The sequence below is a fragment of the uncultured Microbulbifer sp. genome, from assembly GCF_913055755.1.
Taxonomy (GTDB): domain Bacteria; phylum Pseudomonadota; class Gammaproteobacteria; order Pseudomonadales; family Cellvibrionaceae; genus Microbulbifer.
The window spans coordinates 1-15,567 of the sequence record NZ_CAJXKH010000090.1; the positions used below are offsets into that span (position 1 = coordinate 1).

Genomic DNA, 15,567 nt, shown 5'->3' on the forward strand with positions numbered 1-15,567 from the left:
ACGAACACGCCCATCACCACCACGGCAGCAACAATCTCAAGCCCCTGGTCTGGGGGCTGGTAATTACCCTGGCATTTGCCGGGGTCGAGGCCGTGGGTGGCTGGATCTCCGGCTCTCTCGCGCTGCTGGGGGACGCCGGCCACATGGTGACGGATTCCTTTTCCCTCGCCCTGGGGGCAGTGGCGGCACTGCTGGCTCAGAAACCCGCCAGCCGCGAAATGTCCTTCGGCTGGGGCCGCGCGGAAGTACTTGCGGCCATCGTCAACGCGGTGCTGATGCTGCTGATCGTGGTGGGTATCGCCATCGCCGCGGTCAATCGCCTGCGCGAACCGCAGCCGGTGCAGGGCGGCATGGTAATGCTGATTGCCGCCATCGGACTGCTGGTGAATGTCGCCGTGGCCTGGGTGCTGCACCGGGGCGAGCAGACCCTGAATATCCGCGGCGCGCTGCTGCACGTGATGGGGGACCTGCTGGGCTCCGTCGCCGCGCTGGTGGCGGGGGCGGTGATCTACTTTACCGGCTGGACCCCGATCGACCCGCTGCTGTCGGTGCTGATCTGCGCACTGATTCTGGTTTCCAGTCTGCGACTGTTGCGGGACGCGGTGGATGTGCTGATGGAGCGGGTGCCGCGGGAGCTGAGCCTGCCGGTGGTGGGGGAAACCCTGGCGGCGGTGGAGGGGGTGCGCTCGGTGCACGACCTGCATATCTGGCGGTTGGACTCGCGCATGATTTCCCTGTCCGCGCATATTGTGGTGGACGATTTACAGGCCTGGCCGGCAGTGCTGGGGCGCTTGCGCGAGACCCTGGTCAAGCGCTTCGATATCGATCACATCACCCTGCAGCCGGAGCCGCTGCATCTCGACGCTACGCCGATTATTGATCGGGTGACTAACCCGGAGCCATGAAAAGGCTTTGGTGGCGGGAGCGCTACCGGGGTTGTCAGTATCTCTCTGCGGGGGAGGTCAATCCTCCTCACTCTCTTCGCCGACCGGCTCCTCCGCCGGCAGCACCTGTTCGTTTGACTGATCTGCCGGCTTGTCTGCTTTTTCAGCCGCGTTTTCATCTGCGCCAGCTGCTTCCGTACTGGATGCGGGCTGCGGCTCGGGCGAGGGCTCCTTTGTGGCATCCGTCGCGGCTGACGTGGATTCCGGTTCTGCGGTTACTTCCTCCGGCGGGCTGATCTGCTCCTGCGGTGCCTGGATGCCGATGTGGTAGGCGGCGAAGCCCGGCTGTACCACCTGGTTCATTGCCATGCCCAGAACGCGCCCGTCGTACTGGGAGCGGATCTCCTTGCGCACATTGGTAATGGGGTTGGTGACCGTGCCCAGCAGGTCGCCTTTGCTTACCACCTGGCCCAGGTGCACATTGCTGAAAATGATCCCGCCGTTGGTGGCGCGCTGCCAGGTCGAGTTGTAGTACACCGGCTCCGGGTCGCCCCACAGGCGGAACTTGCTCACCATATCCAGCTGGTTCAGCAGCGTGCGGATACCTTTCACACTGTGGCTCACCGACAGTTCGTCCAGCACCATCGGCGCACCGGCTTCGAGGGTTACCGTGGGAATGCCAGCTTCCACCGCCGAACGGCGCAGGGTGCCCTTGGCGCCATTGCTGTGCAGCACCACTGTGGAGCCGAATCCCTTGGTCAGCTTCACCACCTTCGGATCGCGCAGGTCACCGCGCAGCTGCGGCAGGTTGGTGCGGTAGAAGGATCCGGTGTGCAGGTCGACAATCGCACTGCAGTGCTTGATCACCTTGTTGAAAAACGAGTTCGCAATCCGCGATGCCGACGAGCCCCGCGGGTTGCCGGGGAAGTGGCGATTGAGATCGCGGCGGTCGGTGAGGTAGCGGGAACCGCGGTGAAAGCCCTGCAGGTTGACGATGGGTACACCGATCACCGCGCCTTTCAGGGTGTTCGGGTCCAGGTTGTACATCACCCGGCGCACCGTCTCTATTCCGTTCAGCTCGTCGCCGTGAATCGCCGCAGTTATACACAGGGTGGGGCCGGGTTCGGCGCCATTCACCACCAGCACCGGGGTGCTGCTGTATACCCCCTCGAAGTGCTGGCTGGGGGACCAGGCCAGGCGCGTGGAGGTGGCCGGGGGCACTTCCGCTCCCAGCATGCGCAGCGGGCGCCCCTCTGGCTTCTGGGGCTCGCTGGGCACTTCCGGGGCCACTTTTTTCTTGGGCTTTTTCGGCGCTGCCGGTTTTGTCGCCTTCTCTGCGGGGGGTTCCTGGGGCGGTGTGGCCAGCTCTTTCTCACTGACCGGTTTGTCCAGCTCGATACTTTTCGCCTTGGGCATGGGGGTATCGTCGCCAGTGGATTCCGCGGCCTGGTCGACAACTTCCGGCTCGGGTGTGCCGGCGGTGTCCGTATCCTCGCCCTGTTGCTCGTCAGCGGTAACAGGTTCCGGATCGTTCTGCTGGGGCGATTCCTCCGCCCACAGGTTAGTGCTGGCAAAACACAGCATCAGCAACAGGGAGGAGCTCAGGGAGCGAGACAGCATGCGGTACTCCGGCATTGGTTAAAAGCGATCATCTACGGGTATTTGGCGCGCAATCGCGCCAGGGGTTCCGTGAGTGCGCGAGTATAGTTAATCGGTTCGCACCGAATTGCGCGGTATTTGGCGTTTCCGCGATTGGCCGTCACCGTGCCAGGGTATTTGTGCTGGTGCGCCGCAGGCGCAGCAGTAACAGGATTGCCGCGGTACCCAGCCCGATACAGATTCCGCTCCAGTAACCGTAGACCCCCCAGAACTGCTCCCCCAGCCAGTAGGCACTGCCGAGGCCCACCAGCCAGTAGGAAAACAGCTGCATGTACATCGGCACCCGGGTATCCCGGTAGCCGCGCAGTGCGCCCGATGCCATGGCCTGGGTCACGTCCACCAGCTGGAATGCCGCCGCCAGCAGTAGCAGGTTAACGGCCACGGCGATGATATCCGGGTTGCCGGTATACGCCAGCACCAGCAGGTGGCGCAGGCTGATCAGGACCACACCGGTAACCAGCGCGTAGACCACACCGCTGCAGACCCCGACGATACTGACGAAGCGGGCGCGTCTGGGGCGCCCTTGTCCGAGGACCTGGGCGACGCGAATACTCAGGGCCTGGGCGAGTGCCAGCGCCACCAGGTAGAAAATGGAGCCGATGCTGAGGCCGATCTGGTGGGCGGCCACAATGGTGGCGCCATAGGGGGCCAGCAGCAGGGTGAGGCTGGCAAAGAAGGTCACTTCGCTGGCCGCACCCACGCAAATGGGCATGCCCACCGCCAGCAGGTGGCGCAATGTCGCCCAGTGGGGGCGCGGTGGCAGCAGCTTGAGCGTCAGTGCGCGATACGCGGGATCGTGCCCGGCGTGCCAGTAGAGTGCGATGGCGATGCTCCAGCACACCAGGCTGGTGGCCCAGCCGCAGCCGGCGCCGCCAAGGGCGGGAATCGGTCCCCAGCCGAAGACCAGCAGGATATCCAGCGGGATATTGAGCGCGGCGGCGGCGAGGTAGATGCGCATCACCGGGCGCACCTGGGACATCCCCTCGCAGTAACCCCGCAGTGCACTGCCGACGGCGAAGGGCAGGGTGCCGGTGGCCAGTGCCGCCAGGTAATTGACCATCACGCTGCGCACCGGCGCCTCGGTCTGGATCCATTGGCTCCACCAGGGGGCCGCCAGCAGCGCGGCGATCAGGATCAAACCGCCAATCAGGGCAATCCACATGGACTGGCGCAGCTGCCGTGCGCAGCCGGGCTCGTCCCGCGCCCCGCGCAGGTTGGCCACCACCGGAGACACCGCCGCCAGCATGCCGATCATGGTGACCGCACACACCGCCCAGATGCTGGAGCCCAGCGCCAGCCCGGCCAGGTCGGTCTCCCCGGACTGCCCGGCGACGATGGTGTCGGTAACCCCCATGCTCACCACTGCCAGGTTACTGACCACCAGCGGGCCGCCCAGGTTGGTCAGGTGCCGCAGTTCGGTGGCGGTGGCGCGTTTGTAGAGCTTCAGCATGGACACAACACGAGTGACGGAAACACAAATAACTAAACTGGTGCGGGCGCTCGCGGTTTTGGCGGAGATCGGGTGGGCTGTAAGAAACCGGTGGCGAATTCGACCAGACAGGTAGCGGCGGAACTTATACAGGGGCGAATTATGGATGGCGGCAACAGCGGGTTCAATCGGATGTACCGGTGTTTTCTGCAGATACTGCGGCCTTTCGATGGTCTCGGTCCACTGGCGTTGCGGCTGTTCCTGGGGCCGATATTCATTCTTGCCGGGCTCAACAAGCTCGGCAGCATAGACGATGTGGCGGCCTGGTTCGGTAATCCGGACTGGGGGCTGGGGCTGCCGGCGCCGGTACTGCTGGCGTGGCTGGCGGCACTCACGGAGTTGCTCGGCGGCATCGCCCTGGTGCTCGGGCTGGGGGTGCGGCTGGCGGCAATACCGCTGATGGTCACCATGGCGGTGGCCGCCGTGACCGCGCACTGGCAGTACGGCTGGCACGCCCTGCCGGAGTCCACACTCACCATGCCCTGGGAGTGGCGCAAGGACCTGATCGCGGAGGCGGGGGTGCGCAAGGAGAAGGCCGTGGAGCTGCTCAAGGCACATGGCGACTACGGCTGGCTGACAGAGGCGGGCAATTTTACCGTGCTCAAGAACGGTATCGAGTTTGCGGCCACTTACTTCGTCATGCTGCTGGCGCTGCTGTTCAGTGGTGGCGGGCGCTATGTGAGCCTGGATTACTGGATTGCCCGTTACCGTCATTTGCCCGAATGACATTCTGTGACGATACCTGACGCATATAGATGATATACTCGCCGATTATTTGATCACTAAGTGAGTAATCCCTTGATTGGTAAGTTTTTCCGCCGTTCCGCCGACAGCGCGCAAGATGCGCCCACTGAAAAACCGCAGAAGCCCCAGAAGTCACAGGCTTCCGGTGCCGACACTAAGCGGTCGGCAGGGGATGACAAGCCCAAGGGTGGCCGCAAGCGCAGCAGCCGCAATCGCGATGGTGGCCAGCGCCGCAAGCAATCCGCGCCCTGGAGCCTGGAGCAGTTTTCGGTACCGGAGCAGGAAGGCAAGGTGCGCTTCCACGACCTGGACCTGCCGCTGCCGTTGATGCACGCGATCTTTGATCTCGGCTTCCAGTATTGCTCCCCGATCCAGGGCCAGTCCCTGCCGCACACCCTGAATGGCCACGACCTGGTGGGCAAGGCGCAGACCGGTACCGGCAAGACCGCGGCCTTCCTGATTACCGTGATCGACGACCTGCTCAAGCATCCGTTTGAGGGTGAGCGCTACGCCGGTGAGGCCCGTGCGCTGATCATTGCGCCGACCCGCGAGCTGGTGATGCAGATTGCCGACGACGCCAAGGGCCTGTGCAAGTACACCGACCTCGAGATTCATACCCTGGTCGGTGGCATGGATTACCAGAAGCAGCAGAAGGCGCTGAACGAGCGTTTTGTGGATATTCTGGTGGCCACCCCGGGTCGCCTGCTGGATTTCGTCAGTAACCGCGACTGCTTCCTCGACCAGACCGAGATTCTGGTGATCGACGAGGCGGACCGTATGCTGGACATGGGCTTCATCCCCCAGGTGCGCCGTATCGTGCGCCAGACCCCGCGCAAGACCCACCGCCAGACCATGTTCTTCTCTGCCACCTTTACCCCGGAAGTCGACGACCTGGTGGAGCAGTGGACCCTGGAACCGACCATCGTCGAGATCGAGCCGGAGCGGGTGGCGACGGATACGGTTACCCAGCATGTGTACCTGGTTTCCGGTGAGGAAAAGTATCCGCTGCTGTACAACATCGTGCAGAGCGATGAGGTGGAGAGCCTGATCGTGTTTGCCAACCGCCGCGACCAGTGCCGCCGCCTGCATGAAAACCTGGTTGCGCACGGGATCAATGCGGGGCTGCTGTCCGGTGAGGTGGCGCAGAACAAACGCGTGCGCACCCTGGAAGATTTCAAAACCGGTAAATCCAAGGTGCTGGTGGCCACCGACGTAGCCGGCCGCGGCATCCATATCGACGGTATCAGCCACGTGGTGAACTATACCCTGCCGGAAGAGCCGGAGGATTACGTGCACCGCATCGGCCGTACCGGGCGTGCGGGCAAGAGCGGTACTTCCATCAGCTTCGCCTGTGAAGACGATGCGATGCGCCTGGAGCCGATCGAGGAGCTGCTGGGCAGCAAGCTGAAGTGCGAGGTGCCGCCGGAAGAATTACTGGTAGAGCCGCCGAAGGTGCATGTAAAACGCAGCAGTGGTGGTGATCGCAATGATCGCGGTGGCAACCGCGGTGGTCGCCGCGGTGGCGGTCGCCCCCGTCGTTAAGTGTTGCTCGCTCCCGGCAGCGGCCGGGAGCAGCCTGCTAGTCATTTTCCAGTAGTTTCCGGTACCTGGCCAGTTCCTTGCGCCGCCCCTTGGAAACCTCGGGATAACACATGTCCATGCCTTTCATCGCCTTCAATACCGCACTGGCGACAATCAGTCGCATATTCTTTTTGTCGTCGGCAGGTACCACAAACCAGGGCGAGTAAGGCGTTCCGGTCTCATTGATCATGTCTTCAAACGCATTCTGGTAGTCGTCCCAGAAGGTTCTTTCCCTGACATCCGCCTCGGAAAATTTCCAGTTTTTGTCCGCTTCGTCGATGCGCGCGAGAAAGCGTTTGCGTTGCTCATCACGAGAAAGGTTGAGAAAAAATTTCAGGGTCAGTGTCCCATTGTCCACCGTATAGCGCTCGGAGGCGCGAATAGCTTCGAAGCGACTTTCAAACAGCGCATCCAGGTCGCGGGTATTTTCGCCGGGCATTTTCTGGTATTTCGTCACCAGTTCCGGGTGTACCCGGCAGACCAGTACTTCCTCATAGTAAGAGCGGTTGAATACCCCGATATTGCCGCGTCGCGGCATGGCGACCGCGGTGCGCCAGAGAAAGTTGTGTTCCAGCTCTGTATCGCTGGGCCGCTTGAAAGAAGTGATTTCCACGCCGTGAGGATTGACGCCATTGAAAACGGCGCGGATGGTGCCGTCTTTACCCGCGGCATCCAGCGCCTGAAAAATAGTCAGCAGGCTATAGCGGTCATGGGCATACATGATCTGCTGGCGCTCATCGATTGCCCGTCGCAGCCGGCGAATTTTTTTCTTGTAATCCTTGGTGTTGGAGTAAAGCGGCTCAATCAGTGTCGGGCACTGCCCTTTCTTATATTTGTACTTGCCGTCAAACCGGATTTTGCTCCAGTCGATTTTCATCTGCGCCACCTGCTCACCCGTCCGGTTGCCTGTCTTACTTCAAAGGTTAGACAAACCCGGCGGGGAGAAGGGTGGGGAATCGCGCGGCGGGCTACTTTTTCGGCCCGGTTATGCCTTTCGGCCATTTTTTCCCGCTGTCACCGGACTGAATCCGGGGCGAGGGAACGGTGGGATCATTCGCTTCCTTTCCCTGGCCATTCACTCCGGCATTCGGGCCGCCAGGGCCTTTGCCGGGATCGCCGTCGGTCCAGTAACGCTCCACCCACAGTGCGGTGCCGCCGGCAACCGCTGCGGGCATCACGAAGATGTTCAGCAGCGGCACCATCTTCGCCAGCATTACCGCACCGCCGAAACCCAGGGTGGTGAATTTCTTGCGCAACAGCACGTCTTTCAGTTCGCTGAAGGAGCGCTGGTGGTTGTCCAGCGGGTAGTCGACGTACTGGATCGCCATGCACCAGGCGCCCCACACGGCGGTGAGGATTGCGGGGATAAAGACGGTCCAGCTGGTGAGCAGGGCGATGATGAAAATCACCAGGCCCCAGCCGAGAAAGTACATCAGTTTGCGCAGTTCCCGACCCAGGGTGCGGAACACCATGCTGCCGATGGACTCCGGGGGCGGCGGGTGGCCGGTGAGGAGTTCCTCGACTTTTTCCGCGAGAAAGCCATTAAACGGGGCGGCGATGATGTTGGTGATGATGCCGAACAGGTAGCCGTAGACGAGGAAAAACAGCAGCACCACGGCGATGGCAATCAGCCACGCGAGCCACCGGAATACCCCCGCGGCCCAGTCCGCCCCCCTGGCAAGGATTGCGCGCCACCAGGACATGTTGGAGGTGTCCACGGGTTCGTCGGACAGCAGGCTGCCGATATAGCTGGCGAGATCGTCGAACTGGCTGATCATCAGCCCGGCGAGGGCGATAAACAGGACCAGGTTGATCAGCAGGGGAATGATGATGAACGGGCGCAGCTCCTTGCGGGTGAGCAGCTGCGCCCCCCGGATCAGTGCATTGACGCCGTGTGCCGGGTTGGAAGTCATGGCTTACCGGGCTCCCGCCGCGCGCAGAATTGCGGCGTATTCCTGTCCCTGAGCGTGCTCGCCGATGCGCGCCAGCAGGGTCTGGCCTTCCGGGCTCTGGCTGTTGAGATCCAGCCCCTGTTCGGTGAACAGCCGCACGAAGGTGTCGAAGTTTTCCGCTTTCATACCGCGATAGGCGCGTTCCAGCAGGTAGAAGTCCCGGTTGTATCCCTCCGGAGCTTCACCGACCAGAAAGCCGGCGATGCGCTCGTCATCGAATACTTCGCCGAGTACCTTCTGTTTGTCTTTTTTCAGGCTCATTGTTACTTCCTTCTGTCAATTTGTGCCGGAAACGTAAGGGGCAGGGTCGCCATTCAGGAACCGCGGTGCGCGGTGCTGCTTGCTGGCCTGTTCGTAATTGTAAGCGGCGGCGATCAGCCTGTCTTCCTGGCTGGCGCTGGCAAAAAATGAAATCCCTACCGGCAGGGGCCGCACAAACCCCATGGGTACGGTGATATGGGGGTAGCCGGCAACCGCCGCCGGGGTAGTGGCGGAACCGGTATAGTGGTCGCCGTTGATGTGGTCGATTTTCCACGCCGGGCTGACAGTGGGGGCGATCAGAATGTCTACCTTGTGTTTCGCCATGGTGGCATCAATGCCCTGTTCACGGGCAAGGCTGCGCAGTTCCGCCAGCTTGCTGCTGAAACCTTCTTCCGCGCGACCCTGTGAGTCCTGCGCCATTTCGAAAATTTCCTGGCCGAAGTAGGGCATTTCCTTGTCCCGCGATTCGCGGTTGGCAGTGATCAGCGCTTGCAGGGATTTGTACTGGCTGGGGGAGTTTTCCAGGTATTCGTTCAGGGCGTCTTTGAATTCCCAGGCCAGCAGGTCGAACTCCAGCGCATTGATTTTTGCCAGGGTTTCGATATTGGCGTTGTCGACAATGGTTGCGCCCTGTTCCCGCAGGATTGCCAGTGCCTGTTCAAAAACCGCATCGGTCTGCGGGTTGTAGCCCATCAGGTTGCGCACGACACCAATGCGCTTGCCCTTGAGGCCGTCTCCTTTGAGGTGATCCGCGTAGCTGCCGGAGGGGGCGATGCTGTCGCTGTCCGCGGTGTCTTTGCCAACCATGGCGTCCAGCATCAAGGCGGCACCGGTAACCGTGGTGGCCATGGGGCCAGCGGTGTCCTGGTACTGGGAAATCGGGATGATACCGGTGCGGCTGATCAGCCCCAGGGTCGGTTTGATGCCCACAATACCGTTGACCGCGGCGGGGCAGGTGATGGAGCCATCGGTCTCGGTGCCCACTGCCAGCGGAATCATACCGGCCGCAACCGCAATCGCGGAACCGGCGCTGGAACCACAGGGACTGCGGGTGAGGTCGTAGGGGTTGCGCGCCTGGCCGCCGGTGCCGCTCCAGCCACTGGAGGAGTGGGTCGAGCGGAAGTTGGCCCACTCGCTCAGGTTGGCCTTGCCGAGAATGATGGCCCCGTGCTTTTTCAGCTGCCCGACCAGGAACGCGTCGCTCTGTGGCAGGTTGTCCTGCAGCAGGATGGAGCCGGCGGTATTCGGCAGGCCGTCGGCGGTGTCGATATTGTCCTTCAGCAGCACCGGAATCCCGTGCAATGGCCCGAGCACCTGGCCTTCGCGGCGCATCTTGTCCAGCCGCTGGGCCTCTTGCATGGCAGCGGGATTGAGCTGGGTTACCGCATGCAGGCGGTCGTTCAGTTGCTGGATCTGCTGTGTATAGCGGTTGACCAGCAGTTCCGAGGTGGTGGTGCCGTTTTCCAGTGCGGCGCGGATTTCGGAGGTGGTTGCAAGCTCTCCCTGGGTGAATCCCGGGCTGGAAAACGCGAGAAAAAGCAGACTGCCGACAAGGGTTTTTATTGTTTTCATGGGCCAAATTCCCGAGTTTATGGTTTTGATTGGCACCTCTGCACTGCAAAAACAGCACCGGACGGAATGGAAGTGCCGATGATCCGAGCCTAAAGGGGCCCGGAAAAAGGTGCAAGGGCCGGGCCAGCGGCCCTTGCTCGGGAAGGGAAGAGGGGGAGGTGTGGATTACAACAGGGCGTCCAGCTTTTCCTTGAGGATTTTGTTGATCATCTGCGGGTTTGCCTGGCCCTTGGATGCCTTCATGATCTGGCCGACGAAGTAACCCATCATCTTCGGGCGCTTGTCCGGGTCCGCATTGCGGTAGTTGTCTACCTGCGCTGCGCTGGCCGCGATTACGTCTTCAACCATTTTCTCGATGGCACCGGTATCGGATACCTGCTTCAGGCCCTTGGCCTCGATCACCGCATCCGCATCGCCCTCGCCATTCGCCATGGCCTCGAACACCTGCTTGGCGATCTTGCTGGAAATGGTGTTGTCCTTGATGCGCGCGATCAGGCCGGCCAGGTGCGGGGCAGTTACCGGGGAATCCGCGATAGACTTTTCCTCGCGGTTCAGCAGTGCTGCTCGCCCATTACCCAGTTGGCTGCCAGTTTTGGCTCGCCGGACTGGGCCGCTACCTGCTCGAAATATTCCGCGGTGCCGCGGTCCTGGGACAGCTGATCCGCATCGTAGGCGGACAGCCCGTAGTCCTTTTCGAAACGGGCGCACTTGGTATCCGGCAGCTCCGGCAGCTCAGTGCGAATCTGCTCGATATACTCGTCGGAAATAACTACCGGCAGCAGGTCGGGGCAGGGGAAGTAGCGGTAATCGTTGGCCACTTCCTTGCTGCGCATGGAGCGGGTTTCATTTTTGTCGGAATCGTACAGGCGGGTTTCCTGCACCACCTTGCCGCCGTCCTCGATCAGGTCGATCTGGCGCTGGGCCTCCACCTTGATCGCCTTTTCGATAAAACGGAAGGAGTTGAGGTTCTTGATTTCGGTGCGGGTGCCCAGTTCTTCCTCGCCCTTGAGACGTACGGACACGTTTGCGTCGCAGCGCAGGGAGCCCTGGGACATGTCGCCGTCGGAAATGCCGAGGCAGGTGACGATACCGTGGATTTTTTTCAGGTAGGCCACCGCTTCCGCAGCGCTGCGCATATCCGGTTCGGAGACGATCTCGATCAGCGGGGTACCGGCGCGGTTGAGGTCGATGCCGGACATACCGTGAAAGTCTTCATGTAAGGACTTGCCCGCATCCTCTTCCAGGTGTGCGTGGTGCAGGCGCACGGTCTTGCTGCTGCCGTCTTCCAGGTGGATTTCGATCTGACCGGCGCCGACGATGGGCTTTTCCAGTTGGGTGGTCTGGTAGCCCTTGGGCAGGTCGGGATAGAAATAGTTTTTGCGCTCGAATACCGAGCGCTTGCCGATTTCCGCATTCATGGCGAGGCCGAACATCACCGCATAGCGGAATGCCTCTTCGTTGGGTACCGGCAGGGTGCCCGGCATCGCCAGGTCAATGGCGCAGGCCTGGGTGTTCGGCTCGGCACCGAAGGCGGTACTGGCACCGGAGAAAATTTTCGATTGGGTGGAGAGTTGTACGTGTACTTCCAGCCCGATGACTACTTCCCATTCCACTTCGCTACTCCTTATTCCTGCTATTCTGCTGCCGGGGCGGTTTTGGTGTGCCAGTCACTGGCCTGCTGGAACTGGTGCGCCACGTTCAGCATGCGCGCCTCGTCCAGGTAATTGCCGGTGATCTGCAGACCCACCGGCAGGCCGTGGGCGAATCCGCAGGGCAGCGACATGCCCGGCAGCCCCGCCAGGTTGGTGGCGATGGTGTAGATATCTTCCAGGTACATGGCCACCGGATCGGCATTTTTCTCGCCCAGCTTGAACGCCGGGTTGGGGGCAGTGGGGCCCATGATGACGTCGACCTTCTGGAAGGCGTCGACGAAGTCCTGTTTGATCAGGCGGCGCACCTGCTGGGCCTTGTTGTAATAGGCATCGTAATAACCGGCGGACAGCGCGTAACTGCCGACGAGAATGCGGCGTTTTACTTCCTCGCCAAAGCCTTCGCCGCGGGAACGCATGTACAGGTCGCGCAGGTCCGCGGGGTTTTCACAGCGGTAGCCGTAGCGCACCCCATCAAAACGGGACAGGTTGGCAGAGGCCTCGGCGGGCGCAATCACGTAGTACGCGGGCACCGCCAGTTTGCTGTGGGGCAGGCTGACCTCCACCAGTTCCGCGCCGAGCTTTTCATAGGCCTGCAGGGCCTCCTGGACCCGGGCGCCGATCTCGCTGTCGAGCCCCTCGCCGAAGTATTCCTTGGGTACGCCGATCTTGAGCCCCTGGATGCTGTCGTTCAGGCTGGCGCTGTAGTCCCGCTGCGGGCGCTCGAGACAGGTGGAGTCCCGGGTGTCGGGGCCCGCCATTACCGACAGCATCAGCGCGGCGTCCTCCGCGGTGCGGGCAATGGGGCCGCCCTGGTCGAGGCTGGAGGCAAAGGCAATCATGCCCCAGCGGGAAACCCGGCCGTAGGTAGGCTTGAGACCGGTGGTGCCGGTCAGCGCCGCCGGTTGGCGGATGGAGCCGCCGGTATCGGTGGCGGTGGTGCCGGGCACCAGTTGGGCGGCCACCGCGGCGGCGGAACCGCCGGAGGAGCCGCCGGGCACCCGCTCCAGGTCCCAGGGGTTTTTCACCGGGCCGTAGAAGCTGCTTTCGTTGGAAGAGCCCATGGCGAACTCGTCCATATTGGTCTTGCCCAGGCTCACCGCACCCGCCCGGTTGAAGTTTTCCACCACGGCGGCGTCGTAGGGAGGTACGAAATTGTCGAGCATTTTCGAACCGCAGCTGGTGCGAACGCCGCTGGTGCAGAAGATGTCCTTGTGGGCGATGGGGACGCCGCACAGGGCCGGGGCATCTCCGGCGGCGAGGCGGGCGTCGGCGGCAGCGGCGTCTGTCAGGGCCTGCTCGCCGGTGACGGAAATAAAGCTGTTGTAGTGCCCGTCCAGCTGCTGGATGCGCTCCAGCAGGTGACTGGTGATTTCGACGCTGGAGAACTGCTTGTCGCGCAGGCCGCGGGCGATCTCGGCAATGGTCAACTGATGCATGGGAAATCCGGTTTCTTTTCTAATCTGTATATCGCGTCTGTTGTGGGGCGGGATGGTCAGTCGATGACCTTGGGTACCAGGTAGAGTCCCGCCTCGGTCTGCGGCGCCAGGGCGAGGAACTCTTCGCGGCGATTGGGCTCTGTAACCCTGTCGGCACGCAGCACCTGCACTTCGTCCAGCGGGTGTGCCATGGGCTCGACCCCTTCGGTATTGATGGCCTGCAACTGGTCGACCAGCTGCAACACATCCCCCAGGCGGTTGCTGACTTCGTCTATGGTTTCATCGGAGATGGCAATGCGGGCCAGCTCGGCCAGCTTTTCTACGGTTTGCGCGTCCACGGCCATGGGTTAGAGACTCCAGCTTCTCAAAGGCTTACTTGCGGCTACCCCCGGAATACCGCGGGGTGACGGGAAAGTGGGAATTCTACGGGAATTCAGAGGGGCGCAAATTTAGCATAATTAGCGGGCAATCTCCCAAGGGGGAGCTGCGGTGGGCTGCGGGACCGTGTCGGGGTGGGCAAAATACCCTTTTCGCCTTGCCCTCAACCCGCGCCGTTGTTAGAGTTTGCCGATTCTGGCCGGGAGCCCCGCTGCGCCCGGTCGCACCCTCGGAAATCGGCACCCGGGATCGGGGTTGATGCGCGGGCGAAAACGCCGCCCGGAACACAGAATTATTTGCGCGGACTAACTAACCTACTGGCGCTTTCCTCACAGGAAGGGCTGTCAGAACTATAAGTCAGCGCCGAGCGGTACCCGGAACGGACTGAACTCCGGGTACTGTATTTCAGATTAAGGTAATCGAATTCCATGTTTAAACGTTTGCGGGGCATGTTCTCCAGTGATCTCTCCATTGACCTGGGTACTGCCAACACGCTGATCTACGTGCGCGATCGCGGCGTAGTCCTTGATGAACCCTCTGTTGTTGCCATCCGCCACTACAACGGCACCAAAATCGTGGAAGCCGTGGGCGTCGAGGCCAAGCGGATGCTGGGCCGTACCCCGGGCAACATCACCGCCATCCGCCCGCTGAAGGACGGGGTGATCGCTGATTTCCAGGTCACCGAGAAAATGCTGCAGCACTTCATCAAAAAGGTGCACGAGAACAGCTGGATGCGCCCGAGCCCGCGGGTTCTGGTGTGTGTGCCCTGTCAGTCCACCGAGGTGGAGCGTCGCGCAATCCGTGAATCCGCCCTCGGCGCCGGTGCCCGCGAGGTGTGGCTGATTGAGGAGCCGATGGCGGCAGCCATCGGCGCCGGGCTCAAGGTCGAAGAGGCCAGTGGCTCCATGGTGGTGGATATCGGCGGTGGTACCACCGAGATCGCCATCATCTCCCTGAACGGTGTGGTCTATTCCGATTCCGTGCGCATCGGCGGTGACCGTTTCGACGAGGCCATCGTCAACTATGTGCGCCGCAACTACGGCAGCGTGATCGGCGATGCCACCGCGGAGCGGATCAAAGAAGAAATCGGCTGTGCCTATGCGGGCAGTGAAGTGCGTGAAATCGACGTGCGCGGCCGCAACCTGGCAGAAGGGGTGCCGCGCAGCTTCACCCTGAACAGTGACGAAATCCTCGAGGCCCTGCAGGAGCCCCTGACCGGTATCGTGCAGGCGGTGAAGAGTGCACTGGAGCAGTCTCCCCCCGAGCTCGCGTCCGATATCGCCGAGCGCGGCATGGTGCTGACCGGTGGTGGCGCACTGCTGCGCGACCTCGACCGCCTGCTGATGGAAGAATCCGGGCTGCCGGTGATAGTTGCCGACGACCCGCTGACCTGTGTTGCCCGCGGCGGCGGCCAGGCCCTGGATATGATGGACAAGAGCCGTCTCTACCTGGTGTCCAACTGATGCCGGCGCGGTGTCCGGGAACGGGCGCCGCGGATGCCTTTCGCGCAATTGACACCTGTGGTGCCGGTTGTGCGATAAAGGGCACGAAGCCCGACAATACGATCCAATAACAACACACCCTGACCAGGTAATGGGGGCCAGCCCATTAAACCGCTATTTACCCGAGGCCCGTCGCCGGAATCCCGCATCATTGCGCTGGGACTGGTGGCTGCGGCGCTGATTCTGATCAATCTCTACACCGACTGGCTCGATCCGCTCAAGGAACGCGCAGCAAATCTGGCCGCGCCTTTTTACTGGATTACCGGTACCCCCGGGCGCGTTGGCGACTGGGCCGGTGAGCAGTTGCGCTCCCGCGAAGAGCTGGCGGAAGAAAACAGTCGCCTCAAGCACCAGGTCATGTTGCTGGAGCAGCAGACCCAGCTGCTGGCGGCGGTGCGCGCAGAGAATACCCAGCTCAAGGAGCTGATGAACTCGGCCGAAAGCGTGGACCAGAAGG

At 62.0% G+C, this 15,567-nt stretch carries 12 protein-coding genes and 2 pseudogenes; 5 read left to right on the forward strand and 9 right to left on the reverse strand.

Translation table 11 applies throughout. The annotated features are described in order from the left end of the window. On the forward strand, nt 1-905 hold a 905-nt coding region (locus tag QZ511_RS13625), incomplete at its 5' end, for a cation diffusion facilitator family transporter (protein ID WP_295803129.1). Nucleotides 906-962: 57 nt separating this feature from the next. On the opposite strand, the gene QZ511_RS13630 is transcribed toward QZ511_RS13625, so the two are convergent. Beyond that, the gene (locus tag QZ511_RS13630; RefSeq protein ID WP_295803130.1) at nt 963-2,504 is read right to left on the reverse strand and encodes a succinylglutamate desuccinylase/aspartoacylase family protein; all 1,542 of its coding nucleotides are present in this window, start codon (nt 2,502-2,504) and stop codon (nt 963-965) included. A gap of 139 nt (nt 2,505-2,643) precedes the next feature. Further along, a complete protein-coding gene (locus tag QZ511_RS13635) occupies nt 2,644-3,993 on the reverse strand; it encodes an MATE family efflux transporter (protein ID WP_295803131.1) in 1,350 nt (449 codons plus the stop codon). A 171-nt stretch (nt 3,994-4,164) separates the two neighbouring features. Between QZ511_RS13635 and QZ511_RS13640 the strand changes: the two genes are divergently transcribed. Both QZ511_RS13640 and rhlB read left to right on the forward strand, forming a co-directional pair. Further along, nucleotides 4,165-4,758, forward strand: coding sequence for a DoxX family protein (locus QZ511_RS13640; RefSeq protein ID WP_295803132.1), 594 nt, complete (start codon nt 4,165-4,167; stop codon nt 4,756-4,758). 60 nt (nt 4,759-4,818) lie between these two features. Continuing rightward, a complete protein-coding gene (rhlB, locus tag QZ511_RS13645) occupies nt 4,819-6,318 on the forward strand; it encodes an ATP-dependent RNA helicase RhlB (RefSeq protein ID WP_295803133.1) in 1,500 nt (499 codons plus the stop codon). Nucleotides 6,319-6,355: 37 nt separating this feature from the next. On the opposite strand, the gene QZ511_RS13650 is transcribed toward rhlB, so the two are convergent. From QZ511_RS13650 to gatC, 7 genes and pseudogenes are all read right to left on the reverse strand, one after another. Continuing rightward, nucleotides 6,356-7,234 carry a PPK2 family polyphosphate kinase gene (locus QZ511_RS13650; protein WP_295803135.1) on the reverse strand — a complete coding sequence of 293 codons (879 nt, stop codon included), beginning with the start codon at nt 7,232-7,234 and terminating at the stop codon, nt 6,356-6,358. A gap of 91 nt (nt 7,235-7,325) precedes the next feature. Next, nucleotides 7,326-8,270, reverse strand: coding sequence for a sulfate transporter CysZ (gene cysZ / locus QZ511_RS13655; RefSeq protein ID WP_295803136.1), 945 nt, complete (start codon nt 8,268-8,270; stop codon nt 7,326-7,328). Between the two features lie 3 nt (nt 8,271-8,273). Next, complete coding sequence (locus QZ511_RS13660) at nt 8,274-8,570, reverse strand: PA4642 family protein (protein ID WP_295803137.1); 297 nt, start codon at nt 8,568-8,570, stop codon at nt 8,274-8,276. Between the two features lie 15 nt (nt 8,571-8,585). After that, on the reverse strand, nt 8,586-10,142 hold the full coding sequence (locus tag QZ511_RS13665) for an amidase (RefSeq protein ID WP_295803138.1): 1,557 nt from the start codon (nt 10,140-10,142) through the stop codon (nt 8,586-8,588). A 165-nt stretch (nt 10,143-10,307) separates the two neighbouring features. Further along, a pseudogene (gene gatB / locus QZ511_RS13670) lies at nt 10,308-11,755 on the reverse strand (Asp-tRNA(Asn)/Glu-tRNA(Gln) amidotransferase subunit GatB). Between the two features lie 20 nt (nt 11,756-11,775). Further along, complete coding sequence (gene gatA, locus QZ511_RS13675) at nt 11,776-13,230, reverse strand: Asp-tRNA(Asn)/Glu-tRNA(Gln) amidotransferase subunit GatA (protein WP_295803141.1); 1,455 nt, start codon at nt 13,228-13,230, stop codon at nt 11,776-11,778. Nucleotides 13,231-13,286: 56 nt separating this feature from the next. Next, nucleotides 13,287-13,574 (reverse strand): Asp-tRNA(Asn)/Glu-tRNA(Gln) amidotransferase subunit GatC, encoded by a 288-nt coding sequence (gene gatC, locus QZ511_RS13680; protein WP_295803143.1) that lies wholly within the window; start codon nt 13,572-13,574, stop codon nt 13,287-13,289. A gap of 462 nt (nt 13,575-14,036) precedes the next feature. Here gatC and QZ511_RS13685 point away from each other — a divergent pair, with 462 nt between their 5' ends. After that, nucleotides 14,037-15,071: a rod shape-determining protein gene (locus tag QZ511_RS13685; protein WP_043318714.1), complete on the forward strand. Its 1,035-nt coding sequence runs from the start codon at nt 14,037-14,039 to the stop codon at nt 15,069-15,071. A 204-nt stretch (nt 15,072-15,275) separates the two neighbouring features. Then, nucleotides 15,276-15,567: pseudogene (locus QZ511_RS13690) on the forward strand (rod shape-determining protein MreC); the annotation flags it as partial.

Bases quoted from the DNA above. Each gene is read 5' to 3' on its own strand.
- QZ511_RS13630 (WP_295803130.1), bottom strand. From the start codon at position 2,504: ATGCTGTCTCGCTCCCTGAGCTCCTCCCTGTTGCTGATGCTGTGTTTT.
- QZ511_RS13635 (WP_295803131.1), bottom strand. From the start codon at position 3,993: ATGCTGAAGCTCTACAAACGCGCCACCGCCACCGAACTGCGGCACCTG.
- QZ511_RS13640 (WP_295803132.1), top strand. From the start codon at position 4,165: ATGTACCGGTGTTTTCTGCAGATACTGCGGCCTTTCGATGGTCTCGGT.
- QZ511_RS13650 (WP_295803135.1), bottom strand. From the start codon at position 7,234: ATGAAAATCGACTGGAGCAAAATCCGGTTTGACGGCAAGTACAAATAT.
- cysZ (WP_295803136.1), bottom strand. From the start codon at position 8,270: ATGACTTCCAACCCGGCACACGGCGTCAATGCACTGATCCGGGGGGCG.
- QZ511_RS13660 (WP_295803137.1), bottom strand. From the start codon at position 8,570: ATGAGCCTGAAAAAAGACAAACAGAAGGTACTCGGCGAAGTATTCGAT.
- QZ511_RS13665 (WP_295803138.1), bottom strand. From the start codon at position 10,142: ATGAAAACAATAAAAACCCTTGTCGGCAGTCTGCTTTTTCTCGCGTTT.
- gatA (WP_295803141.1), bottom strand. From the start codon at position 13,230: ATGCATCAGTTGACCATTGCCGAGATCGCCCGCGGCCTGCGCGACAAG.
- gatC (WP_295803143.1), bottom strand. From the start codon at position 13,574: ATGGCCGTGGACGCGCAAACCGTAGAAAAGCTGGCCGAGCTGGCCCGC.
- QZ511_RS13685 (WP_043318714.1), top strand. From the start codon at position 14,037: ATGTTTAAACGTTTGCGGGGCATGTTCTCCAGTGATCTCTCCATTGAC.